Raw genomic sequence first — 24,749 nt, 5'->3', positions numbered from 1 at the left:
TGCTAGAGCCAAAAAACCATGACCATGGTATCTTGTGGAAGTTACCACCTAGTGTAGAAGCACCAGATTTTGCATACCTTCCAAGAAACACATCATGACTAAGAAAGTCATCCCGCTGATCGACAGCCGCCGCAGTTCCCTGCCGCTGCCCCTGTCCTTGCCCTCCATACTTGAAACGCCCGACGGCCTGATAGCGGATGAGCTGGGACGGCCGCTGCACGATCTGCGCATCTCGGTGACAGACCGCTGCAACTTCCGTTGCGTGTATTGCATGCCGCGCGCGGTATTTGACAAGGACTATGCATTTTTACCGCATACCGCCCTGCTGTCGTTTGAAGAAATCACGCGCCTGGCCAGCCTGTTTGTCGCCCATGGCGTACACAAAATCCGCCTGACCGGCGGCGAACCGCTGCTGCGCAAGCACATCGAAAAACTGATCGCCATGCTGAGCGCGCTGAAGACGCCGGACGGCAAAGAGCTCGACCTGACCCTGACCACCAACGGTTCGCTGCTGGCGAAGAAGGCGCAGGCGCTGAAAGACGCAGGCCTCAAGCGCGTCACAGTGTCGCTGGACGCCTTGGACGAAGATATTTTCAAACGCATGAACGATGCCGACTTCCCGGTTGCCGACGTACTGCACGGACTGGACGTGGCGCATCAGGTCGGGCTCGGCCCGATCAAGGTCAACATGGTGGTCAAGCGCGGCGTCAACGAGCAGGAAATCCTGCCGATGGCGCGCCACTTCAAGAACACCCCGTACATCCTGCGTTTTATCGAATACATGGATGTAGGCGCTTCCAACGGCTGGAAAATGGATGAAGTCGTATCCTCCGCCGAAGTAGCGCAACTGATCCAGAGCGAATTGCCGATGCAGCAGCTCGCCGCCAACTACCTCGGCGAAACGGCGCAACGCTGGCGCTATGCCGACGGCAGCGGCGAAATCGGCCTGATTTCCAGCGTCACCCAGGCTTTTTGCCACGACTGTTCGCGGGCACGCCTGTCGACCGAGGGCAAGCTGTACACCTGCCTGTTCGCCAGCGCCGGTCACGATCTGCGCGCCCTGCTGCGCAGCGAATGCAGCGACCGCGAAATCTCCAGCGTGATCGGCCAGCTGTGGCGCGCACGCGACGACCGCTATTCCGAGCAGCGCACGCAGAATACCGAAGGGCTGGCGCCGGCCCGCAAGAAAGTGGAAATGTCGTATATCGGCGGCTGAGCGGAACCTGAGCCGTGCAAACCCATGCCCACCCCGACCTTCGCAGCCTGACCACCGGCCTGATACTGGCAGGCGGCCGCGGCACGCGCATGGGCGGCGTCGACAAGGGCCTGGCGCTGCTGGACGGCCAGGCCATGGTGGCGCAGGTGATTGCGCGGCTGGCGCCGCAAGTCGGCAGCCTGCTCATCAACGCCAACCGCAACCAGGAGCGCTACGCGGCCTTCGGCTATCCGGTCTGGCCGGATGAGCAGACCGGTTTCGCCGGACCGCTGGCTGGCTTGCAGGCCGGCCTGCGCCACTGTCCTACTCCCTACCTGCTGACCGCACCCTGCGACTCGCCCTATCTGCCGTCCGATCTTTTGCTAAAGCTGGCAAAAGCTCTGCAAGACGCCGATGCTGACGTGGCGGTAGCCGTTACCATCGATGCTGACACGCAAACACAGCAACCGCAACCGGTATTCATGCTGCTGAAAAACAGTTTATTGACCGATCTCAATGACTACCTGCAAGGCGGAGGACGTAAGATAGAGGCATGGTACCGCCGCCTCAATTACAGCGAAGCGCTGTTCAGCGACGACCACGCCTTCCGCAACATCAATACCGAAGAACAATTGCAGCAGCCACCAAGAAGAACCAATTGAAACCCTCGAGCCGCCCACACCAGCCATCGTTGTCCTCCCTTACCAGCTGCCTGTCGGACTACGATCCGCAGGCCATGCCGGTGGCGCAGGCGCAGGCCATCATCCACGCCTTCATCACGCCGGTCGGCGCGATTGAAAAAGTGGCGCTGCGCAGCGCGCTGGACCGGGTGCTGGCGAACGACATCATCTCGCCCATCGACGTGCCTGCGCACGACAACTCGGCGATGGACGGCTACGCCTTCAACTCGGCCGACCTGCGCCAGGATAGCGATACCATCCTGAACGTGGCCGGCACCTCCCACGCCGGCCGCGCCCATGAAGGAACGGCGGCCCGCGGCGAAGCGATCCGCATCATGACCGGCGCCTTGATGCCGGCCGCCCTGGATACCGTGATTCCGCAGGAATTTGTACAGATCCCTGTCGGCAGCCCGGCCGGCTCGATCACAATCCCGGCAGGGGCAGTCAAGCCGGGCGCTAACAGCCGCCTGGCCGGCGAAGACCTGAAAGCCGGCACGCCGGCAATCGGCAAAGGCCGCATCCTGCGTCCTGCCGACCTCGGCTTGCTGGCCTCGCTCGGGATCGCTGAAATCCCGGTGCGGCGGCGCCTGCGGGTAGCCTTCTTTTCCACCGGCGACGAATTGCGTTCGGTCGGCGAAATACTCGAACCGGGCTGCGTCTACGATTCCAACCGCTACACCTTGTACGGCATGCTGCAACGCCTCGGCTGCGACATCATTGACATGGGCGTGGTCGGCGACGATCCGCAGGCGCTGGAAGCCGCCTTCCGCAGCGCTTGCGAAAACGCCGACGCCATCATCACCTCCGGCGGCGTCTCGGTCGGCGATGCCGACCACACCAAGCAGATGATGGCGCAACTGGGCGACGTCGCCTTCTGGAAAATCGGCATGCGCCCGGGCCGTCCGCTGGCCTTCGGCCGCATCACATCCGGCGGCAAGCAGGCGCTGTTTTTCGGCCTGCCGGGCAATCCGGTGGCGGTGATGGTGTCGTTCTACTTTTTTGCGCGCACAGCACTGCTGCAAATGATGGGCGCAGACGTCCCTCCGTTGCCGCTGATGCGCGCCACCGCGGCGGTCGCCATCCGCAAGCGGCCGGGACGCACGGAATACCAGCGCGGCATACTCAGCATGAGCGACGGCAAGTGGTCGGTACGCCCCACCGCCGCGCAAGGCTCGGGCATCCTGCGCTCCATGGCGGAAGCCAATTGCATGATCGTGCTGGCGCATGAGCAGGCCGACGTCGCCAGCGGCGACCAGGTCGAAGTGATCCTGTTCGACGGTTTGGTGTGATCCGCACCGTCCGCCAGGCGCGCTAGCGCATGCTCAGACAATACCGAAGCGATGTCCGGCAGCTGGGCCGGCCTTTCATGCTGGTGCTGCTCAGCGAGATGGCGACCCTGAGTGCGCTCCTGCTCGGCAATATCACTATCGCCTGGTGGATCGCCCAACACGGCGGCGCGCGTGACCTTGCCACCTTCGGCGTGACGGTTGCCGCCGCCAGCCTGCTGGCCATTCCCTTGCTCTCGCCCTTGGGCGACCGTTATCCCAAGAAACGCCTGATGGCGATCGGCTTCGTCGCCGTCGCCATCGAAAGCGTGGTGCTGGCGCTGCTGGCGCAAGCGGGTTTCTACCATCTGTACGCCATCATCGCCTGCGAGATGATCGGCGTCTGCGCCATGGCGATCATCATGCCGTGCGTCCAGACCATCGCCTCGGAACTGGTGCCTGCGGAAAAGCTGTCGCTGGCGATGAGCATGCAAAAGGTCAGCGGCTCGCTCGGCGGCATCATGGGTCCGGCGCTGGGCGGCAGCGTGATCGCCGCCGCCGGCGTCGCCAGCGCGCTCTGGGTGCACGTTGCCTTGCTGCTGATCGCAGCGTTTGCCGCCACCCGCTTGCCCAAGGCGCTGACAGCGAGCAAGGCCGCGGCGCTCGGCCCGGCGCAATGGCTGCATGAGCTGAAAGCAGGCCTGCGCATGAAATGGCATATCCCGCTGGAACGTCACTGGACCGCGGCGAATCTGGTGATTGGCGTGTTTTACGCTCCGACTATCGGCATGATGGCCGCCCTGAGAGTGACCAGCCTGGGCCTGTCAGCGTTCTGGCTGGGCGCGACCAACATGGGCATCATGGCCGGCATGTTCCTGGGCTTTCTTGGCTGCGCTTCTTTTTTCTCCAGAACGCTGGGGCGCTTCCGGGCATTGATAGGCGCTGCCCAGCTGCGTGCCGCCGCGCTGCTGGTGGTCGGCCTGACCACTTCGCCGCTGATGCTGGCGACGGCTTTTTTCCTGCTCGGCATCTCGCAATCGACGACCCAGTTTGTCGGCGTAACGCATCGCTTGCTGGCGACCCCGGCCGCATACCGCGCGCGCAATGCATCGGTCAACACCATGGTGTGGCAGCTGGCGTCAACACTAGGCCCGGCGGTCGCCGGCATGGCCCTGCTGCATGCCTCGGTCGCCCAATGCTATGTGCTGTTCGGCATCCTGATCGCACTGTGCAGCATCGGCCTGGCAGTGATTCCAAAAATGCGCGAATTCCTGAGCGTAGATCACGACATCGCCAACGGCTGGTATCAGAGAGAGTATCCGGCAGCGTTCGCGAACTATAATAAGTCCACCTAAGCGCGTTAATTCTGTGCAATCAAATGCCGATGGATTTTCTTTCCTCTATTCATATGACAACGAGAACCGTAGCCGATGCTGAAACCTCAGTGGCGATTGCATGCAAACTCCGTCTCGCCCATGCCGGCGACGCCGCCGCCATTAGCGCCTTGATCCGCCAGTTCACGCGCGAATTCACGATCAGTCCGAATGGCAGCGGCGCGGAGCAGTTCCTCGCATCTGTGTCCGCCGACGCTGAAACCGGCTATATCTCTGATCCACGCTACCACTACATCACAGCTTGTGCCGGCGAGCTGCTGGCCGGCTTCATCGCCGTGCGCGACCGCAGCCACGTATTTCATCTGTTCGTGGCTCCGCAATTCCAGCACCAAGGCCTGGCCACGCGCCTGTGGCATGCGGCGCTGGCAGCCGCTCCGGAGATTCGCGCCTTTACCGTCAATTCGTCGCCAGCCGCATTACCTGTCTATCAGCGCTTCGGTTTCGCTCCAATCGGCTCGCGGGTAGAAATGCACGGCATATGCTTCGTGCCCATGCGCCTGTCGCTCAGTGAAAATTAGTGGCGGCCGCCCGGCAAGAACGGCATCCCTGAACAGATTCAGCTACGCCCGAACGCCTGGCGATATTCATTGGGGGTCAGCGCGGTCAGCTCCTTGAACATGCGGCGCATGCTCGAATCGCTGCTAAAGCCAAGTTCGGCGCTGATGCTGCTGGCGGTGGCGGAGGTGAGAATAAGGCGCTCGCTGACCTGGTTGAGCTTGATTCGCCGCACATAGCTGGCAACCGGCAAGCCGGTGGCAATGCTGACTTTCCGCGCCAGCGTCCGTTCCGAGGCGTTCAGCTCCTGCGCCAGCCGCTGCACCGTCGCCTCGGTCGCGGGAATCTGTTCCGCCAGCGCATACAGCTTGCGTAGCAGCCGGTCCGGCTGCTCGATCAGGTTCATGGCCTGGAACACATGATGGGTGCGTTCAGGGCGCGGCAACACCATCAGTTTGGTCAGATCGCGATAGGCTTCCGTGCTGAGATGCTTCTCGATCAAGGCCTGGGCGATCGGCAGGTGGCCATTGACGCCGGAAGCGGTCGCCGTGCGCGGATTGAAAATACTGGTGCGCTCGCTCTGCCACAGGACTTTCGGATGACGCTGTCGCATGGCATCGGCCAGCCACCAGGTCACCGTCGCTCTTTGCCCATTCAGCCTGGCCGTTGCAGCGAGCAGACAGACACCGGTGCAATAGCTCCACAACATGACGCTTTTCCGCAATCCGGCCAGCACCCCGATCAGTTGCGCGCTGGCGACAAGTTCGGCGCTTACCTGCTGCTGCGACTCCGCCCAGAACCCGGGCACCAGGATGGCATCCAGAGCGGCATCCTGAATTGTTGCGCCGGCGTTCAGCGCCTGGCCGTGCGCACATTCGACGGCGCCGGCTTGCAGCGCAACGAAAAACACCTCAAACAGACGCGCCCCTTCGCGCCGGTTCGCCGCATGCGCCAGATCGGCAAAGGCAAACAGTCCTGCCGGCATGCATCCCGGATACAGCAGCAAACCGATGCGCATGGGCGGCAAGGCAGGATTGGCAGAAATTGATCGTTTTATGTCCATTCTCGCCATTTTAGCTTTACCCACGGAGCCGCACAATGTGTCATCCACCCCTGACAAAACTAGGAATCACCATGAAAATAACCCAGCTCCGCAATGCCACGGTCGCGCTTGAAATTGGCGCCTGCAGGATCCTGGTTGATCCGATGCTGGCAGCTAAAGACGCCTTGCCGCCGCTGAAATTCCTCGGCCAGCGGCAGCGCAATCCCATCGTCGGCCTACCCGCAGAGACCAGCGCCGTGCTGGATTCGGTAACGCATTGCTTGATCACCCATTGCCAGAAGGGGCACTTCGACCATCTCGATCGCGCCGCAACGCAATGGCTGCGAAGCCGGCAGATTCCTGTGATCTGCACCCCACACGATGCTGCGTATCTGCGCCAGCGCGGCTTGAACGTTTGTCCGCTGCCGGAGAGCCATCAAAAAGCGCAGGCTTTCCTCGGCGGCTCGATCAGCACCGTGCCATGTGCTCATGGCAAGGGCATGATCGGACTCCTGATGGAGCACGGCGTCGGCTACTTTATCGAGATGCCGGGCGAGCCCAGTCTCTACCTGTCAGGCGACACCATCCTGACACCAGCGGTACGTGATTTTGTAGCGCGCCATCAGCCGGACGTCTGCCTGATCCCGGCCGGCGGCGCAAGGTTTGACGTCGGCCACGAAATCATCATGGGCGTCAGCGAGGTCATAGAGTTCACGCTGGGGTGCAAAGGCACAGTCATTGCCAATCATCTGGAAGCGCTCAGTCATTGCCCGGTGCAACGCGCTGAACTGTCCGCCGCAGCCGTGCTGGCCGGCGTGGTGGGCCGGCTAAGGATACCGCGGGATGGCGAAAGCATGGAGTTCGAGCTTGAACCGGAGGCCTCCCGCCTGCCGGCCGGGGTCGGATGATTACAGCTTGTCCAGCGTGGCCGCATCCTGCACTCCGCCAAAATATTTTTGCAGACAATCTCTGAACACCTGCTGCTGTGGAGCAGCCTTGGAAAACATGGTCATGGATGACTGGAATTTCATGTAGTCCGGATAGCCGAAAACATCTTCCGCCGAACGGTCGTCGACGGCCGCCACCAACCGGCTGCATTCCAGCAGCCGGGGGCCCAACAATGGATGGGCAAGATAGGCACTGGCCTCGGCCAGCGAAGAGATGGCGAATTTGTGCGCCATGGGACTATGGCCCAGCCCTTCGATCTGAGGGAAAATGAACCACATCCAGTGGCTACGCTTGCTGCCTCTGCGCAGTTCTTCGCATACCATGTCGAACAGCGGCTGCTGGGCAAGCACGAAGCGTTGCAGATTATATTGATCGTCCATGGTTTTGCTCCGCAAAAACGAGATGCCCGATACCCTGCCAGAATTGAAAAAACACCTGCGGCATAAATTACCGAAAGGAAAAATGCATGATCTCTCACGTATTTGTCGGCGTCACTGACTTCCAGAGGGCGTTCCGCTTTTATTCCGCGTTCATGAAGGAACTGGATCTGCTGCTGAAATTCTGCGATGCCGGCAAACCTTGGGCAGCCTGGATGGCGGCCGGCCATGCCCGCCCCCTCTTCATTATCGGCGCGCCGTACAACGGCGCAAGCGCGGCTGCCGGTAATGGCCAGATGATCGCCCTGCTGGCGCCGAGCCGCGCCGCCGTCGACTCCGCCTATGGCTTGGCCCTGCAACATGGCGGCAGCTGCGAAGGGCCACCCGGCCTGCGCCTGGAATACCATCCGCATTACTACGGTGCGTATTTCCGCGATGCCGACGGCAACAAGATCTGCGTATGCTGCCATGACGCCCCACCTGTCCAGGCAGCTTAAAGAAAAACCTGAGCGCCACGGCAAAGCCGGACATCAATCTCTTGATGTCCGGCCGGCGAGCAACAGAACGCTATAAAAACAGGCTAGCGTCAGAAGGTATTACATTGGAACAGGCCCGGATGGCCGAAGCAGGTGGTCGTGACCGGGTAGCGTTCGACATTGTTCTTGGTGTCCAGCCGCAGCACGCAATTGCGCCATTCGTTGGAGTCGGCTTTATATCCCAGCCGCTGGCACGCCGGACCGTAGATTTGCATCATCTGGTCGACGTCTTTCTGCGCCTGCAGCGAACGTTCGGCATCCGTGGCGCAGCCTGCCAGCAGGGTGACCACGGCCAGAAAAATGAATTTGCGCATAATAAGCTCCTTGCAAGCAGCCCTGGCGGAAGGCTGCGATGAATGCCGGCGGCGAACGGATGCGCAGGAAATGCACCATCCGCACAAGCCATGCCGTGATCATAGTATAGGTCAGGGCACGGGGGGTCTCTGTTTCAGGAAATGCATTGTTGCTACCAGATGTAACTGCCGCCAAATGGGATTCCATCCAAAAAATCCGTGCTGATATTTTGCCAAGCGAAAAAATACAAATAATAATCATTCTCATTTATAATTAATCTGTGCACCGGGCTTTCCGCCACCTTGCTCACCTCTCACCTATTTTCAGCCAGCCGCACTCCCAGCGATGCCAGCCACTAAACATGCTGCATCGTTCTGGAGTACGACGTTTTGCCCAATACATATTCAAACCGCCTTACGGCGCCGAAGCTGCGTAGGCTGCCTGCGGCCGTTCACTTTGCCATCTTCGCCACGTGTGCGGCGTCCGCGCCGGCATTTGCGGAGCAGCCGCCATTATTGGCCGGCAACTACGCGGCCGCTCACCAGTTCGATGAAATATCGGTGACGGCGACCCGCAGCGAAACCGCGGTGTCGCAGACGCCCAGCAGCATCTCGGTGATCAGCGCCGACACCATAGAGGAACAGCAGCCCAGGGATGTCAAGGACCTGCTGCGCTACGAACCCGGCGTGACCGTCCGCCACGGCCCATATCGTCCGACCTCCGCCGCCACTGCAGGCGGCCGCGGCGGCAACGAGGGCATCAATATTCGTGGCCTGGAAGGCAACCGCATCTTGCTGATGGAAGACGGCATCCGCCTGCCCAGTTCATTTTCATTCGGGCCGCTGGAAGCCGGCCGCGGCGACTATGTCGAGATGGACATGTACAAGCGGGTGGAAATCCTGCGCGGTCCGGCCTCGGCCATGTACGGCAGCGACGGCCTGACCGGCGCGGTCAATTTCATCACCAAGGATCCTGCCGACTTCCTGAAAATCTTCAACAAGCCGACTTACTTCTCGATCAAGCCGACCTACGACTCCACCGATGGCAGCACCTCGACCACCGCGGTGGCGGCTTTCGGCGGCGAACGCTTTGAAGGCTTGCTGATCGCCAACAAGCGTGACGGTCATGAAGTCGATACCAAGGGCACGCGCAATATCAACGGCCCGAACCGCGATACCGCCAATCCTCAGAATATCCATGGCGATGCCCTGCTCGGCAAGCTGGTGTTCAAGGCCAGCGCGCAAGACACTTTCAGCGCAGCGATCAGCCACCAGGAACAGAAGACCGACTCGGATGTACTGTCCGCTATCACCAAAAGCACCCTGGCGCTGCGCGCCAACGACAAGCTGGAGCGTAACCGCTACAGCCTGGCTTACGACTTCAAGGACAGCGCCAACCGCTATTTCCAGAACGCCCACGCCCAGCTTTACTTCCAGGAGGCGAAGAACCACCAGTTTTCCTATGAAGACCGGTTTCCGGCCGTGGACCGCACCCGCGACAACACCTACCATGAGCGCACTGTCGGCGGCTCGGCGCAAGCTGAAAGCAGCTTTGCCAGCGGTAGCCTGCAGCACAAGCTGGTGTACGGTTTCGACCTCAGCACGGCACGCATCAGCGGCCTGCGCGACGGCACCATCCCAGGCGTCGGCGAAGCGCCCTTCCCGAACAAGGCTTTCCCCAACACCGACTACACTTTGTTCGGCAGTTTCATCCAGGATGAAATCCGCCTGTCGCAGAATGGCGCGCTCAGCATCACGCCCGGCCTGCGCTTCGACGGCTACCGCCTGACGCCGCAACAGAACGATCCGGCTTATACCGGCAACCCGACCAAATCCAGCGGCAATGCGGTGTCGCCGCGGCTGGCGCTGATGTATGAAATCAGCCCTGCCCTGCTGCCCTATATCCAATACGCGCGCGGCTTCCACACGCCGACGCCGGACCAGGTCAACAACAGTTTCGGCAACCCGATCTACGGCTACGCCACCATCGGCAACCCGGACCTGAAGCCGGAAACCAGCGACACCTTTGAACTGGGCCTGCGCGGCAAGCTGAGCGGCGGCGAGAATGTCCTGCGCTACAGCATGGCGGCATTCACGGGACGCTATAGCAACTTCATCTCGCAAGAAATCGTCGGCGGCAGCGGCCGCCCCTTCATCGATCCCCTGATCTATCAGTATGTGAACCGGGCCAAGGCCCGCATCAGCGGCGCCGAAGCGCGCATCGACTGGCAGCTCGCCAACGGCATCGGCGTCAAGGCCGGCATGGCCTACACCAAGGGCCACACCGAAGGCGCCGACGGCAGCAGCACGCCGCTCGACACCGTCAACCCATTCATGGCGGTGCTCGGCCTGCGCTACGAACCGAGCGAAGTCTGGTACGGCCAGGCAGATGTCATTTATCAAAGCGCCAAGCGCCGCAGCGACATGAGCAAGCAGACCGATTTCGCGCCGCCGGCGGCGTTCGTGATGGATCTGCGCGGCGGCTACAACATCAGCAAGAACGTGGCGCTATACGCCGGCATCCACAACCTGTTCAACCGCCAGTACTGGAACTGGTCGGACGTGCGCGGGCTGGCAGACAGTTCCACCGTCAAGGATGCCTACACCGCACCCGGCCGCAGCTTCAATGTCGGCTTGAAATTCCAGTATTAACCCATCCATTTCCCGGAGGAGAACCTCATGCTTACCACCACTCGCAATCCTCAGTCCGATGCACAGCAGCTGCGCGCGCAATTCCTCGCCGCCAAGCGTGAGCAGAAACTGCGCAACCGCGACGCTGCCGCCGCCATCGGCATTACCGAAGGCGAAGCGCTGGCTGCCTGTGTCGGCGCCGAAGCAATCCGGCTGCTGCCGAATTTCATCGAGATTCTTGAAGAAGTGCCGCAGCTGGGCGCGGTCATGGCGCTTACCCGCAACGACAACGTGGTGCATGAAAAGGATGGCGTCTATGAAAAGATGAGCCACAACGGCCAGGTCGGACTGGCGCTGGGCGAAGCCATCGATCTGCGGATTTTCTACAAGCAATGGCATTTCGGCTGCGCCGTCATCGAAGAGGTTACCCGCGGGAGCGAATCCAGCTTGCAGAAAAGCTTGCAGTTCTATGACCTGCACGGCGAAGCGGTGCATAAGGTGTTTCTGCGCGAGCACAGCAACCACGCAGCTTTCGATGAGCTGGTGGCGCGCTGGCGCGATCCTCAGCAACTGGCCGGCATCACGGTTGAACCCGCGCCACCGGCCGCCATCGACAAGAATGATGCCGAAATCGACGGCGACGGCTTCCACACCGCCTGGCGCAACATGACCGACACCCACCAGTTCTTCGGCCTGCTGCGCGATTTCGGCGTCAGCCGCACCCAGGCCTTGCGCCTGGCGCCGCCGCAATTCGTCCGCCAAGTAGATAACGGCGCCGTCCGCCTGATCCTCGACCAGGCAGCGGCCAGCGGCTTGCCGATCATGGTGTTTGTCGGCAACCGCGGCATGATCCAGATCCATTCCGGCCCGGTTTCCAACATCAAGCCGATGGAGCCTTGGCTGAACGTGCTGGATTCCGGCTTCAACCTGCATCTGCGCGAAGACAAGATCGCTTCGAGCTGGGTCGTCAGCAAACCCACCAGCGATGGCGAAGTTACTTCGCTTGAACTATTCGACGCCGACGGCGGCACCATCGCCATGCTGTTCGGCGTACGCAAGCCGGGCCAGCCGGAACTGCCGGCATGGCGCGCGGCGGCCATGAGCCTGCCGCTGCTGCCAACCGAAGCCGATGCAGAGGCGCAAGCGTGAAGCATCCTGTCGATAAACAGCGGCGCATGCTGCTAGGAACGGCGGCGGCCGGCATGCTGCTGACCATGCTGCCGGCCGGCGCCGCCAACGCCAAGCCGCGCCGAGTGGCGGTGGCCGGCGGCGCCATCACCGAAGTAGTGTATGCGCTGGATGCGGGCGTCCTGCTGATCGGCAGCGACACCACCAGCACCTATCCGGCTGCCGCGCTGGCGCTGCCCAAGATGGGCTACCAGCGCGCGCTGTCGGCGGAAGGCGTGCTGTCCTTGCGCCCAGACCTGCTGCTGGCTTCGTCCGAAGCCGGTCCGCCGACGGCATTGCAGCAGATCGCCGCTGCCGGCGTACGTGTCGTCACCTTGGCGGAACAGCACGATGTGCAATCGGTGCGCGACAAGATCAGCGGCAGCGCCAAGGCGCTGGATCTGGCGTCGCGCGGCGACAGTCTGCTTAAAAACTTCGACAGCGACTGGCAGGCGGCCATGGCAGACATTCAAACCCAGCGCCAGCAACAGGCAGGAAAACCGCCATTGCGGGTGCTGTTCATCCTCAGCAACAGCGGCACTCAAGCCATGGTGGCCGGCCGCGAGACCGCCGCCGACGCCATGATCCGCTATGCCGGCGCCGTCAACGCCCTGGGCGGCAAGGATGGCTTCAAAGGCTATAAGCCGCTGACCGCCGAAAGCGCCATCGCCGCCGCGCCCGATGTCCTGATGACTACCAGCGAAGGCTTGGCTTCCATGGGCGGTCTCGAGCAGTTGCTGAAGATGCCCGGCCTCGCCTTGACCCCCGCTGCCCGCAACAAGCGCGTAATCGCCGACATGGACGCCTTGCTGCTGCTCGGCTTCGGACCGCGCCTGCCGGCGGCCCTGCGCCGCCTTGCCGCTCAACTGACTACCTGATTCATTATGTCGTCTTCTTACTCCGCCGCCGCTCACACATTAACGCCCACCGTTGCAATTTCGCCGCTGGCAATCGCGCGCCAGTCGCGCCAGCGCACGGTCCTGGCTATTCTGGCATTACTGCTGCTGGTGGTCATGGCGGTGTGCGCGGGACTGGGCGCCTATCGCATCGATCCATGGCAGGTGCCGCGGCTGTTGTGGTCAGACGCCGAACTCTCAGCGGCGGAAGCGCAGGCGCGCGCCGTGCTGCTGGATATCCGCATGCCGCGGGTGATGCTGGCGGTGCTGGTAGGCTGCGGCTTCGGCGCCGCCGGCAGCGCGCTGCAAGCCTTGTTCCGCAATCCCCTGGCCGATCCCGGCCTGATCGGCGTCTCCAGCGGCGCCGCCCTGGGCGCCGCCACTATCATTGTGCTCGGCGGCGCGCTGTGGCCGACAGCGTTAAGCGTGGTCGGCATCTATGCGCCCATGCTGGCGGCCTTTGCCGGCGCCCTGGCGGTAGCGCTGCTGGTCTATCGGATCGGCGCCGCCAAAGGCCGTCTGGCGCTGCCCATCCTGCTGCTGGCGGGGATCGCCTTCAATGCTATCTCGATGGCTGGCATCGGCGTACTCAGCTTTATCGCCGGCGACGCCCAGCTGCGCACCCTGACCTTCTGGAATCTCGGCAGCCTGGCCAGCGCGCACTGGTCCTTGCTGGCGGTGGCGACACCAATGGTCGTGCTATGTGTAGCGGCGATGGCGCGCCACTCGGCGGCCTTGAATGCCATGCTGCTGGGTGAAGCCGAAGCCCAGCACCTGGGCGTGCCGGTGCAGCGCATCAAGCGCCAGGTGCTGATCGTCAGTTCGCTGTGCGTCGGCGGCCTGGTGGCTTGCACCGGCACCATCGGCTTCATCGGCCTGGTGGCGCCGCACTGCATCCGCCTCGCCTGCGGCCCGGACCAGCGCGTGGTGCTGCCCGGCGCCATGCTGTTCGGCGCGCTGCTGACTTTGCTGGCCGACCTGGCGGCGCGCACCATGGCGGCGCCGGCGGAACTGCCCTTGGGCATACTCACTGCGCTGCTGGGCGGACCGTTCTTCATCGTGCTGCTATGGCGCCGCCGCGCACAGCTCGGCTTGTAGCGTCATCCTAAAATTTTCTGGAAAACCATCATGCTAGCGGCCATCAACCTTTCTCTGCAGCGCGGCGACAAAACCATCCTGCGCAACCTGAACCTGAGCATTCAGCCAGGTCAGATCGTGGCTTTGCTGGGCCGTAACGGCGCCGGCAAAAGCAGCCTGCTGAAAGCCATGTCGGGAGAATTCCACGGCGGGCTGCAAAGCGGCGACGCCCGCTTGAACGGACAGATATCGATAAACCATATCGCCCTCGATCAAATGAACTCGCAGCAGCTGGCGCAGATCCGCGCAGTGCTGCCGCAAAGCGTGCAGTTCTCCTTCCCCTTCACAGCGATGGAAATCGCCTTGCTGGGCCGCTATCCGCATGGCGGTAGCATGAATGATCGTCTGATTGCGATGGAAGCCCTGGCGCTGGCCGGCGCCGCCGCCCTGGCGGACCGCGACGTCACCACTCTTTCCGGCGGCGAACTGGCGCGGGTACAGTTCGCCCGTGTGCTGGCGCAGCTGCGGCCGCCGGCCAACGGCGGCGAAACGCCAGCCGCGCGCTATCTCTTGCTGGACGAACCAACCGCCGCGCTCGATCTGGCGCACCAGCATCATCTCCTGCGCACCCTGCGGCAACTGGCCAAGGAATGGAATATCGGCGTGCTGGCGATCATGCATGACCCCAACCTGGCGGCGCGCTATGCCGACCAGTTGGCCTGGCTGGCGGACGGCGCCTTGCTGGTGCAGGATACGCCGGCGCTGACCATGACGCCGCATATCGTCAGGACTTGTCTCGGGATTGAGGTGGAAGTAGTGCAGCAGGCCGGCAAGCCGCCGTTTGCGATGCCGGCTTAAATCTCAGGAATCTGAGTTCCGATCTCAGTTTTCGTCGTCAGCTAACAGGTCCGGCTCTTTCCCCAACAGCCGCTGCGCCGCTTCGCTCGGCAAGGCCTCCACCGATTTCAGCTTGCGTGCCATCTGGCGGCTGCGCACTTCGGCCTGGTCGATGTTCTTCGCAGCGCGTTCCAGCGTCAGCTTGGTGGCGGCCAGCACGTCGCCGAACTTGCCGAACTCGGTCTTGACTGCGCCCAGCACCTGCCATACTTCCGAGGAACGCTTTTCCAGCGCCAGCGTGCGGAAACCCATCTGCAGGCTGTTCAGCAGCGCCGACAAGGTCGACGGTCCGGCGATGCTGATGCGGTGCACGCGCTGCAATTCGTCGGCGAGGCCGGGGCGGCGCATGACTTCGGCGTACAGGCCTTCGGTCGGCAGGAACAGGATGGCGAAATCGGTGGTCAGCGGCGGCGACAGGTATTTCTCGGCGATGGTCTTGGCCTCAAGGCGCACAGCGCGCTCCAGCTCCTTGGAAGCCAGCGCCACGCCCTCGGCATCGGCACGGTCGGCCGCATCCGCCAGCCTTTCGTATTGCTCTTTCGGGAACTTGGCGTCGATCGGCATCCATACCGGCGTGCCGCCGTCGTCATTGCCCGGCAGCTTGATGGCGAACTCGACCCGCTCGCCGCTGCCGGGAACGGTTTCCACATTCTTGGCGTACTGCTCCGGCGTCAGCACCTGTTCCAGCAGCATTTCCAGCTGCACTTCGCCCCAGGTGCCGCGCGTCTTGACATTGGTCAGCACGCGCTTGAGATCGCCGACGCCGATCGCCAGCTGCTGCATTTCGCCCAGGCCTTGATGGACCTTCTCCAGGCGGTCGGAGACGATCTTGAACGATTCGCCCAGGCGCTGTTCCAGCGTCGCATGCAATTTCTCATCGACAGTCTTGCGCATTTCTTCCAGCCGCAAGCCGTTGTCGGTTTGCAGGTCCTTGATCCTGGCTTCCAGCGTGGCGCGCACTTCCGCCATCCGTTGCGCATTCGATTCAGTCAGCGCCGCCAGCGCCTGGTTAAGCGTATCGCCGAAGCGCTGGAGCGACTGCGCCTGTTCTTCACGGCTGGTCTGGGCCTGCTGGTTCATCGCCAGCCGCATGCCGTCGAGCTGCTGGGCGTTGGTTTCGGTAAGCTTGACCAACTGCTGGGCGAAGGTGTCGATCTGGTTGTTCTGCAAGGTGGCGACGCTGGTCATCTGCGCCGCCAGCGTTTGCTGCAGCTGGCCGAAATTGCTGCCGATTTCCTGCCGCATGTTTTGCGCGCTGGTCTGCACTTCGCCGCGCAGGTCGCGCTGCTGGCGTTCGCCACGATCTTGCTGATCTTGCTGATGGCGTTGCAGATCGTTCTGCAGCTGCGCCGGATCGGCGCCGCGCGCGCTGCGCAGGATGGCAACGATCTGCAGCACGATGATGATGGCAGCGACAGCAAGCAAGACGAGTAATTCTGATGATGGCATGTGGGCTATCTAATCTAGTTTGAAACGAACAGTTATTGTGGAGTATCGGGCTTGTTGCGCATCCAGTCGGCGGTCTGGAAGAAGGATGTCAGCAGGCGTTCTTGCAGCCATTCATCCATGCCGACATCCTGCATCGCCAGCGCCATGCAGCGCAGCCACTGGTCGCGCTCGGGCGAGGCAATGGCGTAAGGCAAGTGGCGGGCGCGCAGGCGCGGATGGCCGAATTGTTCTATATACAAATCTGGGCCGCCGCTCCAGCCGGACAGGAACCAGTAGAACTTGTCGCGCGAGCCGTCGAGGGTGGTCGGATGCAGGGCCCGGATCACGGCGAACTGCGGCTCCAGGTCCATCAGGTCGTAAAAGCGGTCGACCAGTTCGCGCAGCTTGCCGGCGCCGCCGATCAGGTCGTAGATGCTGGCCTGGGATTGCTCCTCAGGCGCTTGGGTGGTGGCAGTGGTGTCTGTAGTCATGGGGGATAATGATAGCGTAAGCGAGTGCCCTGGGTCAGAAGTTCGTTGAATAAGAAAAGTGATGAAATCGGTACCAGGCTAGGCGGATGGCCGCCCCGCACAAAACGGAGCAAGGGTGTGGTCCCTTGCGAGTATTTGCAACGACGCATGGTGCCGATTTCATCACTTTTCTTCAACGAACTTCTGGCTCAGGGCACTAGTATTATTCCCGAAATGCCGGGACGCAGTGCTGCTTCAGGCCTCGCGCAGCGTTTGCAGCGGCGGCTGACGCAACACATGGCGCAGGCCCACCCAGCCGCCGGCAAAGGTGCAGCCGGCGCCGACCGCCATTCCCGCCAGCCATACCAGCGGGCTGAAGGTCCAGGTGAAGCTGAACACATACTGCGCCAGCGCCCAGCCGATGGCGGCGGCGCCGCTGGCCGCCAGGAAGCCGGCCAGGCTGCCGATCAGGGCGAACTCTATCCATTGCGATTGCGACAACTGCTTGCGGGTCGCTCCCAGCGCCCGCAACAGCCCCGCCTCTCGGGTGCGTTCATCCTGCGAGCCGACCAGCGCCGCGTACAGCACCAGCGCGCCGGACGCCAGCGTGAACAGGAACAGGAATTCGACCGCCGCCACCACCTGGTTGATCACGCCCTGGATCTGCCGAATGACGCTGCCGATATCGACCATCGTCAGGTTCGGGAAATCGCGCGTCAGCTGGTTGCCGAAGCCGGTATGCGCATCCGCCAGGTTGAAGGCGGTGATCCAGGTTTGCGGCATGTCGTGCATCAGCCGGGGATTGAGGATGACGAAGAAATTCACCCGCATCGAACCCCATTCCAGCTTGCGGATGCTGGTCACCGGCGCGCTCACCAGCTGGCCGGCGATATCGAACTGCAGCTGGTCGCCCAGCTTCAGCTTGAGGGTCTTGGCCAGCCCTTCCTCGACCGAGGCGGCGGGCCGGCTGTCGTCGAACCATTGGCCGGCCGTGACCGTGTTCTGCGGCGGCACTTGCTGCATGGTGGACAGGTTGAATTCGCGGTCGACCAGGCGCTTGGCTTTGTCGTCAGGATAGGTGTCGGCGGTGATCGGCTTGCCGTTGACCTGGGTCAGGCGGCCGCGGATCATTGGAAACAGTTCCGGCCGCGCGATACCGATTCCCTGCAGGCGCTGGCTGATTTCTGCGCGCTGGTCGTCCTGGATATTGATCACAAAGCGATTAGGTGCGTCAGCCGGCGTAGCCTGCTGCCAGGCGCCGATCAGGTCGCCGCGGATCACGGTCAGCAGCAGCAGCGCCATCAAACCCAGCGACAAGGCGACGATCTGCACCACGGTCGCCACCGGCCGCCGCTGCAGCGCGGTCAGGGCAAAGCGCCAGCTGGGATGACGCGACAAGCCGCGGATATGGCGCGAACCCTTGAGCGCCAGCCAGCCGAGCAAGGCGAACAGGCCGAAACCACCCAGGAACCCAAGCGCGGTCAGCAAACCCAACTTGAGATCGCCGGCCTGCCACAGCAGCAAGCCGATAAAGGTCAGCGTGCCGAGGCCGTAAGTGGCCAGCACCAGCGCCTGCGGCGCATCCTGCTCGCGCCGGATCACGCGGTTGTGCGGCACATTGCGCAATTGAAGAATCGGCGGCAAGGCGAAGCCGATCAGCAGCAGCAGGCCGGTGACCAGGCCTTGCACAGCCGGGATCACGCTGGCGCTGGGCAAGTCGCTGGAGATGAATTTACCGAGCAGTTCGAGCAGCATGAAATGGGCGCCGAAGCCCAGCAGCACGCCGATCACGCTGCCGGCCAGGCCGATCAGCAGGAATTCCAGCAGATACAGCTGGGTCACCTGGTTCTGTGTCATGCCGAGACAGCGCAGCATGGCGCAGGCATCCAGATGGCGCAGCATGAAACGGCGCGCCGCCATCGCCACCGCCACCGCTGCCAGCAGCGCCGACAGCAAGCCCACCAGCGACAGGAACTGCTCGCCGCGGTCGAGGGTGGCGCGCATTTCCGGGCGGCCGTTTTCCAGGCCCTCGATGCGCACGCCCTTGACGTTCTCGCGGCTGATATCGCTTTCCACCCACTTCTGGAAATCCTGCACCTGTTGCCCCGCCTCTGCGCCTGTCCCCGCCAGCAACAGGCGATAGGTGACGCGCGAGCCATCCTGCACCAGGTTGGTCGAGGCCAGGTCGGCCATGGACAACATCACGCGCGGCGCAAAATTGATGAAGCCGCTGCCGCGGTCGGGTTCGACCACCAGCACCTTGGCGATGGTGAAGTTGCGGTCGCCCAGCTTGAGCGGATCGCCGACCTTCAGGTTCAAGGCCGTCAGCATGTTGGGGTCCAGCCAGACCGTGCCGGCGGCCGGCGTCTGGCGCGTGGCCTGACCAGCGGCGTCGGCGGCATCGGCTACCACCAGGCGGCCGCGCAATGGATAGCCTGTACTGACAGCCTTGAGCGAAGCCAGCTGCGAGCGGGCGCTGTCGCCCTCGCCGGCCAACGCCATGCTAGGGAAAACCACGGTATCGGCAAGGGTCAGGTGACGGCGCTCGGCTTCACTGCGCCAGGCGGGATTGATGTGCTGGTCGGCGGAAATCAGCAGGTCCGCCCCCAGCAGCTGGTGCGCATCGCGGCTGAGGCCGGCGCGCATGCGGTCGACAAAGAAGCCGACCGCGGACAAAGAGGCGACTGCAACAATCAGGGCTATCAGCAAGAAGCGTAATTCGCCGGCGCGCCAATCGCGCTGGGTCATGCGTAGAGACTGCAAAAAAATCATGTGGCAAGCCTTTGGAAGACCCAGCGGATACCGCGCCAAAGTTTAGGCACCAGCCAGATCGCAAACAGAAAAAACAGGAACAGGAAGGCAAACAGCAGCCAGGGATGGAAAAACGCCGCCCACAGGCCGCCAAGCACCGTCGCATCCTCGGAAAACGAGGCGGTCCAGTTGCTCAGCGGCTCTGGCGAGGTATTGATCATGGCGCGGCTGCCGGCCTTGGTAGCATGTGCGCCCAGGGCGAAGGTGCCGCCCACCAGCGCCGCCACCGTGGTCCAGGCAGGATCCATGTGGCCCATGGCCGCCACAGCCAGGATGGCGCCGGCCGGGATCCGGATAAAGGTATGGATGGCGTCCCACACCGAATCCAGGCCGGGAATTTTGTCCACCAGAAACTCGATCGCGGTCAGCAGGCCGGTCACGCCGATGACCCAAGGCGATTCCAGCACCTGCAGCGCCTGCGGCAGGTCGATCCAACCGGCGCGGCCGAACCAGCCGGCGACGAACAGCGCCATGTAGAGGCGGATGCCGCTGGCCCAGGACAGGCCGCCAGCCAGGGCGGCACTGGAAAGTGTATCGATCATGATGTCCCCTTCTCTCTCCGGATGGGTCGGTTTCAGGCATGCCTGGCGTGCATCTTCATTCTATACGACGCACAATTTAAACAAGCGTAACGTAAACCTACGCCAGCCGCCGAAGATTAGCCAGCGAGATTGCAAAATCGATGACGGATTGAGGTCCCGGCGCCACTGGCGCCTGCGGCAAACGGCGTGGCGAAGCCGCCGGCGCGTGATTATCAACAGAGGGAGCGAAAGGAAAAACGCCACCGTATCACGGTGGCGCAGGAAGCAATTACTGAGGAAATTACTGCGGATCGACCAGCCGCTCGACCTGCACATCGCCGCACTGGGCGCGATGGCGCAAAGCGTGGTCCATCAAGACCAGCGCCAGCATGGCTTCGGCAATCGGCGTGGCGCGGATGCCGACGCAAGGATCGTGGCGGCCGAAAGTCTCGACCGTGGCCGGATTGCCCTGTTTGTCGATCGATTGCTTGGGCGTGCGGATGCTGGAAGTCGGCTTGATGGCGATCGACACGGTGATGTCCTGGCCGCTGGAAATGCCGCCCAGGATGCCGCCGGCGTTGTTGGTGAGGAAGCCGTGGCGGGTGATTTCATCGCCGTGCTGCGAACCCTTTTGCGCCACGCAGGCAAAGCCGGCGCCGATTTCCACCCCTTTGACGGCGTTGATGCCCATCATGGCATAGCCGATCTCGGCGTCCAGCTTGTCGTATAGCGGCTCGCCCAGGCCGACCGGCACATTGGACGCCACTACATCGATGCGGGCGCCGCAGGAATCGCCATCTTTACGCAGAGCATCCATATAGGCTTCCAGCTGCTCGATCTGACTGCTGTTGGCGGCAAAAAACGGATTGTTGGGCACATGTTCCCAGGATTCGAAAGCGATCGGCAGCTCGCCCAGCTGGCTCATGCAGCCCTTGAACGTGGTGCCGTACTGCTGCTTCAGCCATTTCTTGGCGATCGCCGCCGCTGCCACGGCAGGCGCCGTCAGGCGCGCCGAGGAACGGCCGCCGCCGCGCGGATCGCGGATCCCGTATTTCTGCCAGTAGGTGAAGTCAGCATGGCCGGGACGGAAGGTATCGATGATATTGCCGTAATCCTTGCTGCGCTGGTCCTGGTTGCGGATCAGCAGCATGATCGGAGTGCCGGTGGTCTTGCCTTCGTAGACGCCGGACAGGATCTCGACCGTGTCCGGCTCCTGGCGCTGGGTAACGTGGCGCGAGGTGCCCGGCTTGCGGCGGTCCAGATCGGGCTGGATATCGGCTTCCGACAATTCCATGCCCGGCGGGCAGCCGTCCACCACGCAGCCGATGGCCGGGCCGTGGGATTCGCCGAAGTTGGTGACGCTAAACAGACTGCCGAAGGTATTGCCGGGCATGATAATCCAGAGAAAAAGGGGCTGAAAAGCATGATTTTACCAGCGCCACCCCTCAGGGGCTACCCGGCCGGCAAAATCATTATCTTTTCAACACCTTGATTGCAGGTCAGCCACAGCTGCCCATCTACGGCAAATCTACGGCAATTTTGCCAGCTGCGCAGTCAGCAGGTCGAAAAAACCCTGGGTATCGCCTTCGGTGATCCAGCGCGCATTCTCCGGCTTCTTGGTCGCGTGGTAGTAATCGACCACGGTGGCGCCGAAGGTCGGCCCTTCGCGGGTATCGACCTCGACATTCACCATGCGGCCCTTGAACATGTCCGGCTTGAGCAGGTAGCCGATGGTGGTGGCGTCATGCACCGGGCCGCCCGGCAAGCCGTATTGCCTGATGTCATGTTCGACATAGGCGTCGAGGATGTCGGCGGCAATCTTGCCGGCGTTGTTGCCGATCTTGCGCAGCCGTTCTATGCGTTCCGGGCTGGTCAGCATCTTGTGCGTCACATCCAGGGGAATGACGGTGAGCGGCAAACCGCTCTTGAACACCACGTCAGCCGCATGCGGATCGGCGAACACGTTAAACTCCGCCGCCGGCGTGATATTGCCGCCGTTGAAATGGGCGCCGCCCATCATGATGATTTCCTTGATGCCCTGGCGGATCTCGGGATGTTCGATCAGCGCCATGGCCAGGTTGGTTTGCGGGCCCAGGGTCACGATCGTGAGGCTCGTTGGCGGCGCCGCCAGCAGCGTCTCGACCAGGTATCGCACCGCCGAGCCTTTGGCCAGCGGCTGTTTCGGTTCAAAGATCTTGACGCCGGTGACGCCTTCGGCGCCATGCACCTCGGCGGCATAGATCGGCGCGCGCAGCATCGGCCGCGAGCAGCCGGCATACACCGGCACGTCCGGGCGGTTGGCCCATTCGCGCACCATGCGCGCATTGCGCGCGGTGTAGCGCAGCTGGACATTGCCGGCCACCGTGGTGAGCGCCTTGACATCCAGGCGGTCGCGCGCGGACAAGGCCAGCAGTATGGCGATGACATCGTCGGCGCCGGGATCGGTGTCAATGATCAGGGGAACCGGGCTGGCTACAGCGCCGGCGGCTAGCGTGGTTTGCATAGTCAGGGTATTCAGTAAAAGGCTTCCGGCCAGCAGCTTGCCGCCGCTGGTCAGGAAGCGACGGCGTGCGGCATGCACCGCTACGGCATCGTCCAACAGGGTATTTTTCAGTTTCGCCATTACTCTAATTCCTTTTCTGTCTGCGCGGTTATTTCCACTCGCCGCGTAAAGCCTGCACCTGCTGCTGCAGGTATTCCGGCGTTGCCTGGGCAGCCGCTACCGCCTCGCCCACCGCCAGCTGCAGCGCCGACAGCGGGCCGCGCTTGAAGGAACGCTGGAACGGATTGCCGCCGCTGCGGGTCCACATGCTGCCCCACAGGCCGCGTAGCGCCATCGGAATCACCGGCACCGGGCTGCGGTCGACGATTTTCTTGATGCCGCCGCGGAATTCGTTCATTTCACCGGTACTGGTCAGTTTGCCTTCCGGGAAAATGCAGACCAGGTCGCCGTCCGCCAGCGCCGCCGCGATCTGGTCGAAAGCGCGCTCCATCAATTCAGGATTTTCCTTGGCCGGCGCAATCGGGATCGCCTTGGCTGTCTTGAACACCCAGGCCAGCACCGGCACCTTGAAGATACGGTGATCCATGACAAAGCGGATCGGCCGCGGGCTGGCCGCCATGATCACGATCGCATCGACATAGCTGACGTGGTTGCACACCAGCACCGCCGCACCCTCGTCCGGGATGCGGTCGCGGTTGAAGGTGGTGACGCGGTGGATGGTGTGGATCAGGATCCAGGCGACGAAGCGCACCAGATATTCCGGCACCACGGTGAAGATGTAGAGCGCCACCAGCGCGTTCAGGATCGCCGTCACCAGGAAAATCTGCGGAATGGTGAAGCCCATGCTCAGCAAGGTCAGCGCCACCAGCGCCGCCACTACCATGAACAAGGCGTTCATGATGTTCATGCCGGCGATCGTGCGCGACAGGTGCTGGCGGTCGCAGCGGGTCTGGATCACAGCGAACAGCGGCACGATGTACAAGCCGCCGAACAGGCCGATCATCACGCAATCAAACAGGATGCGCCAGCTGCCGTGCTGCTGCACGAAGCTGCCCATGTCCACCGCGGCAGTGTTGGTGTAGCTCAGGCTGGCCAGGAACAGGTCGAGGCCGAACACCGACAGACCGATCGCGCCGAACGGCACCAGGCCGATTTCCACCTTGTGGCCGGACAGGCGTTCGCACAGCAGGGAGCCAGCGCCGACGCCGAGCGAGAACACGGTCAGCAGCAGCACAAAGACGCTATGGTCGCCATGCAGGTAGTTTTTCGCGTACAGGGGAAATTGCGCCAGGATGATGGCGCCGTAGAACCAGAACCACGAGTTGGCCAGCATGGCCAGGAACACCGGACGGTTCTTGCGCGAGAAGCTCAGGTTGCGCATGGTTTCGGTGATCGGGTTCCAGTTGATCTTCAGCCCCGGCTCGGCGGCCGGGGTCAGCGGAATGCGGCGGCTGAACAGCCAGCCGAGGATCGCGATGGCGACCGTGCCGCCGGCGACCAGCTCGATACCCCAAGGCTTGTGGACCACCAGCACCGCGCCCAGCACCTCGCCCAGCAGGATGCCGACGAAGGTGCCCATTTCGATGATGCCGTTGCCGCCCACCAGCTCGTTCGGGCGCAGCTGCTGCGGCAGGTAGGCATACTTGACCGGTCCGAAAATGGTGGAATGCACGCCCATGCCCACCACCGCCAGGATCAGCAGCCACAGGGTATGCGTCATCCAGCCGACCGCTGCGACCGACATGATGACAATTTCCAGCACCTTGACGTAGCGCGCCAGGCCGGATTTTTCGAACTTGTCCGCCAGCTGGCCGGCAGTCGCCGAAAACACCACGAAGGGCAGGATGAACAAACCCGGAATCAGGTTATTCAGCACATTGACGTCCATGCTGGTCCAGCTGATCGCCTCGTAGGTCAGGATCGTCAGCAAGGCGGTCTTGAAGACGTTATCGTTGAAAGCGCCAAAGAACTGGGTCCAGAAGAACGGTGCGAACCGGCGCTGGCGCAACAAGGAAAATTGACTGGATTTGGACATAGGTAGGCTAGGGAAAAAGCTGCGCAGTGTGGCAGTGGTGGATAGTCGATTGTTTTACAGGAGTGGCGCCAGATACGATGGCAGCGAG

The 24,749-nt window shown here is 62.5% G+C and carries 22 protein-coding genes; 12 read left to right on the top strand and 10 right to left on the bottom strand.

Annotated features, from left to right (window positions below; translation table 11 throughout):
• The first annotated feature begins 94 nt into the window (after positions 1-94).
• The 5 genes from moaA (at position 95) to BCF11_RS19515 (ending at position 5,052) form a co-directional block, all read left to right on the top strand.
• Positions 95-1,216, top strand: coding sequence for a GTP 3',8-cyclase MoaA (moaA, locus tag BCF11_RS19535; protein WP_098496221.1), 1,122 nt, complete (start codon positions 95-97; stop codon positions 1,214-1,216).
• 14 nt (positions 1,217-1,230) lie between these two features.
• On the top strand, positions 1,231-1,857 hold the full coding sequence (gene mobA, locus BCF11_RS19530; RefSeq protein WP_098496220.1) for a molybdenum cofactor guanylyltransferase MobA: 627 nt from the start codon (positions 1,231-1,233) through the stop codon (positions 1,855-1,857).
• Between the two features lie 74 nt (positions 1,858-1,931).
• On the top strand, positions 1,932-3,164 hold the full coding sequence (glp, locus tag BCF11_RS19525) for a gephyrin-like molybdotransferase Glp (RefSeq protein ID WP_098497592.1): 1,233 nt from the start codon (positions 1,932-1,934) through the stop codon (positions 3,162-3,164).
• A 29-nt stretch (positions 3,165-3,193) separates the two neighbouring features.
• Positions 3,194-4,495 carry an MFS transporter gene (locus tag BCF11_RS19520; protein ID WP_098496219.1) on the top strand — a complete coding sequence of 434 codons (1,302 nt, stop codon included), beginning with the start codon at positions 3,194-3,196 and terminating at the stop codon, positions 4,493-4,495.
• Positions 4,496-4,548: 53 nt separating this feature from the next.
• The gene (locus tag BCF11_RS19515) at positions 4,549-5,052 is read left to right on the top strand and encodes a GNAT family N-acetyltransferase (protein WP_158229235.1); all 504 of its coding nucleotides are present in this window, start codon (positions 4,549-4,551) and stop codon (positions 5,050-5,052) included.
• 38 nt (positions 5,053-5,090) lie between these two features.
• On the opposite strand, the gene BCF11_RS19510 is transcribed toward BCF11_RS19515, so the two are convergent.
• Positions 5,091-6,092, bottom strand: coding sequence for a GlxA family transcriptional regulator (locus BCF11_RS19510; RefSeq protein ID WP_233212548.1), 1,002 nt, complete (start codon positions 6,090-6,092; stop codon positions 5,091-5,093).
• A gap of 71 nt (positions 6,093-6,163) precedes the next feature.
• Here BCF11_RS19510 and BCF11_RS19505 point away from each other — a divergent pair, with 71 nt between their 5' ends.
• Positions 6,164-6,979, top strand: coding sequence for an MBL fold metallo-hydrolase (locus BCF11_RS19505; RefSeq protein ID WP_098496217.1), 816 nt, complete (start codon positions 6,164-6,166; stop codon positions 6,977-6,979).
• Here BCF11_RS19505 and BCF11_RS19500 read toward each other — a convergent pair whose 3' ends face one another.
• Positions 6,980-7,399, bottom strand: coding sequence for a DUF1810 domain-containing protein (locus BCF11_RS19500; RefSeq protein WP_098496216.1), 420 nt, complete (start codon positions 7,397-7,399; stop codon positions 6,980-6,982). It lies immediately after the preceding gene.
• 86 nt (positions 7,400-7,485) lie between these two features.
• Between BCF11_RS19500 and BCF11_RS19495 the strand changes: the two genes are divergently transcribed.
• Positions 7,486-7,893 carry a VOC family protein gene (locus tag BCF11_RS19495; protein WP_098496215.1) on the top strand — a complete coding sequence of 136 codons (408 nt, stop codon included), beginning with the start codon at positions 7,486-7,488 and terminating at the stop codon, positions 7,891-7,893.
• An 89-nt stretch (positions 7,894-7,982) separates the two neighbouring features.
• On the opposite strand, the gene BCF11_RS19490 is transcribed toward BCF11_RS19495, so the two are convergent.
• Positions 7,983-8,246 (bottom strand): hypothetical protein, encoded by a 264-nt coding sequence (locus BCF11_RS19490; RefSeq protein WP_098496214.1) that lies wholly within the window; start codon positions 8,244-8,246, stop codon positions 7,983-7,985.
• 369 nt (positions 8,247-8,615) lie between these two features.
• Here BCF11_RS19490 and BCF11_RS19485 point away from each other — a divergent pair, with 369 nt between their 5' ends.
• The 5 genes from BCF11_RS19485 to BCF11_RS19465 are packed head-to-tail and all read left to right on the top strand — an operon-like array spanning position 8,616 to position 14,854.
• On the top strand, positions 8,616-10,877 hold the full coding sequence (locus BCF11_RS19485; RefSeq protein ID WP_369827790.1) for a TonB-dependent hemoglobin/transferrin/lactoferrin family receptor: 2,262 nt from the start codon (positions 8,616-8,618) through the stop codon (positions 10,875-10,877).
• 27 nt (positions 10,878-10,904) lie between these two features.
• Positions 10,905-12,005 (top strand): hemin-degrading factor, encoded by a 1,101-nt coding sequence (locus BCF11_RS19480; RefSeq protein ID WP_098496213.1) that lies wholly within the window; start codon positions 10,905-10,907, stop codon positions 12,003-12,005.
• Positions 12,006-12,031: 26 nt separating this feature from the next.
• Positions 12,032-12,901: a hemin ABC transporter substrate-binding protein gene (locus BCF11_RS19475; RefSeq protein WP_369827863.1), complete on the top strand. Its 870-nt coding sequence runs from the start codon at positions 12,032-12,034 to the stop codon at positions 12,899-12,901.
• Positions 12,902-12,907: 6 nt separating this feature from the next.
• On the top strand, positions 12,908-14,017 hold the full coding sequence (locus BCF11_RS19470) for an iron ABC transporter permease (RefSeq protein ID WP_098496211.1): 1,110 nt from the start codon (positions 12,908-12,910) through the stop codon (positions 14,015-14,017).
• A gap of 30 nt (positions 14,018-14,047) precedes the next feature.
• Positions 14,048-14,854 (top strand): ATP-binding cassette domain-containing protein, encoded by an 807-nt coding sequence (locus BCF11_RS19465; RefSeq protein WP_098496210.1) that lies wholly within the window; start codon positions 14,048-14,050, stop codon positions 14,852-14,854.
• 24 nt (positions 14,855-14,878) lie between these two features.
• Here BCF11_RS19465 and rmuC read toward each other — a convergent pair whose 3' ends face one another.
• The 7 genes from rmuC to BCF11_RS19430 all read right to left on the bottom strand — a co-directional run bounded on the left by rmuC (position 14,879) and on the right by BCF11_RS19430 (position 24,661).
• Positions 14,879-16,342 (bottom strand): DNA recombination protein RmuC, encoded by a 1,464-nt coding sequence (gene rmuC / locus BCF11_RS19460; RefSeq protein WP_098496209.1) that lies wholly within the window; start codon positions 16,340-16,342, stop codon positions 14,879-14,881.
• A gap of 32 nt (positions 16,343-16,374) precedes the next feature.
• Positions 16,375-16,812, bottom strand: coding sequence for a group II truncated hemoglobin (locus BCF11_RS19455; RefSeq protein ID WP_098496208.1), 438 nt, complete (start codon positions 16,810-16,812; stop codon positions 16,375-16,377).
• Between the two features lie 234 nt (positions 16,813-17,046).
• A complete protein-coding gene (locus BCF11_RS19450) occupies positions 17,047-19,539 on the bottom strand; it encodes an ABC transporter permease (protein WP_233212546.1) in 2,493 nt (830 codons plus the stop codon).
• A gap of 20 nt (positions 19,540-19,559) precedes the next feature.
• Positions 19,560-20,144, bottom strand: coding sequence for a DUF4126 domain-containing protein (locus tag BCF11_RS19445; protein ID WP_098496207.1), 585 nt, complete (start codon positions 20,142-20,144; stop codon positions 19,560-19,562).
• Positions 20,145-20,424: 280 nt separating this feature from the next.
• Complete coding sequence (gene aroC, locus BCF11_RS19440; protein ID WP_098496206.1) at positions 20,425-21,516, bottom strand: chorismate synthase; 1,092 nt, start codon at positions 21,514-21,516, stop codon at positions 20,425-20,427.
• A 135-nt stretch (positions 21,517-21,651) separates the two neighbouring features.
• Positions 21,652-22,746 (bottom strand): nucleoside hydrolase, encoded by a 1,095-nt coding sequence (locus tag BCF11_RS19435; protein ID WP_098496205.1) that lies wholly within the window; start codon positions 22,744-22,746, stop codon positions 21,652-21,654.
• Between the two features lie 28 nt (positions 22,747-22,774).
• Positions 22,775-24,661, bottom strand: a complete 1,887-nt coding sequence (locus BCF11_RS19430) for an MFS transporter (protein ID WP_098496204.1) — start codon at positions 24,659-24,661, stop codon at positions 22,775-22,777.
• Positions 24,662-24,749: the final 88 nt, after the last annotated feature.

The organism is Collimonas sp. PA-H2 (assembly GCF_002564105.1).
Classification (GTDB): Bacteria; Pseudomonadota; Gammaproteobacteria; order Burkholderiales; family Burkholderiaceae_D; genus Collimonas.
Note: the sequence above shows the minus strand (reverse complement) of the source record. Positions and strands in the feature narration are given on the sequence as shown.

Bases quoted from the DNA above. Each gene is read 5' to 3' on its own strand.
- moaA (WP_098496221.1), top strand. From the start codon at position 95: ATGACTAAGAAAGTCATCCCGCTGATCGACAGCCGCCGCAGTTCCCTG.
- glp (WP_098497592.1), top strand. From the start codon at position 1,932: ATGCCGGTGGCGCAGGCGCAGGCCATCATCCACGCCTTCATCACGCCG.
- BCF11_RS19520 (WP_098496219.1), top strand. From the start codon at position 3,194: ATGCTCAGACAATACCGAAGCGATGTCCGGCAGCTGGGCCGGCCTTTC.
- BCF11_RS19515 (WP_158229235.1), top strand. From the start codon at position 4,549: ATGACAACGAGAACCGTAGCCGATGCTGAAACCTCAGTGGCGATTGCA.
- BCF11_RS19510 (WP_233212548.1), bottom strand. From the start codon at position 6,092: ATGGACATAAAACGATCAATTTCTGCCAATCCTGCCTTGCCGCCCATG.
- BCF11_RS19505 (WP_098496217.1), top strand. From the start codon at position 6,164: ATGAAAATAACCCAGCTCCGCAATGCCACGGTCGCGCTTGAAATTGGC.
- BCF11_RS19500 (WP_098496216.1), bottom strand. From the start codon at position 7,399: ATGGACGATCAATATAATCTGCAACGCTTCGTGCTTGCCCAGCAGCCG.
- BCF11_RS19495 (WP_098496215.1), top strand. From the start codon at position 7,486: ATGATCTCTCACGTATTTGTCGGCGTCACTGACTTCCAGAGGGCGTTC.
- BCF11_RS19490 (WP_098496214.1), bottom strand. From the start codon at position 8,246: ATGCGCAAATTCATTTTTCTGGCCGTGGTCACCCTGCTGGCAGGCTGC.
- BCF11_RS19480 (WP_098496213.1), top strand. From the start codon at position 10,905: ATGCTTACCACCACTCGCAATCCTCAGTCCGATGCACAGCAGCTGCGC.
- BCF11_RS19475 (WP_369827863.1), top strand. From the start codon at position 12,032: ATGCTGCTAGGAACGGCGGCGGCCGGCATGCTGCTGACCATGCTGCCG.
- BCF11_RS19470 (WP_098496211.1), top strand. From the start codon at position 12,908: ATGTCGTCTTCTTACTCCGCCGCCGCTCACACATTAACGCCCACCGTT.
- BCF11_RS19465 (WP_098496210.1), top strand. From the start codon at position 14,048: ATGCTAGCGGCCATCAACCTTTCTCTGCAGCGCGGCGACAAAACCATC.
- rmuC (WP_098496209.1), bottom strand. From the start codon at position 16,342: ATGCCATCATCAGAATTACTCGTCTTGCTTGCTGTCGCTGCCATCATC.
- BCF11_RS19455 (WP_098496208.1), bottom strand. From the start codon at position 16,812: ATGACTACAGACACCACTGCCACCACCCAAGCGCCTGAGGAGCAATCC.
- BCF11_RS19450 (WP_233212546.1), bottom strand. From the start codon at position 19,539: ATGACCCAGCGCGATTGGCGCGCCGGCGAATTACGCTTCTTGCTGATA.
- BCF11_RS19445 (WP_098496207.1), bottom strand. From the start codon at position 20,144: ATGATCGATACACTTTCCAGTGCCGCCCTGGCTGGCGGCCTGTCCTGG.
- aroC (WP_098496206.1), bottom strand. From the start codon at position 21,516: ATGCCCGGCAATACCTTCGGCAGTCTGTTTAGCGTCACCAACTTCGGC.
- BCF11_RS19435 (WP_098496205.1), bottom strand. From the start codon at position 22,746: ATGGCGAAACTGAAAAATACCCTGTTGGACGATGCCGTAGCGGTGCAT.
- BCF11_RS19430 (WP_098496204.1), bottom strand. From the start codon at position 24,661: ATGTCCAAATCCAGTCAATTTTCCTTGTTGCGCCAGCGCCGGTTCGCA.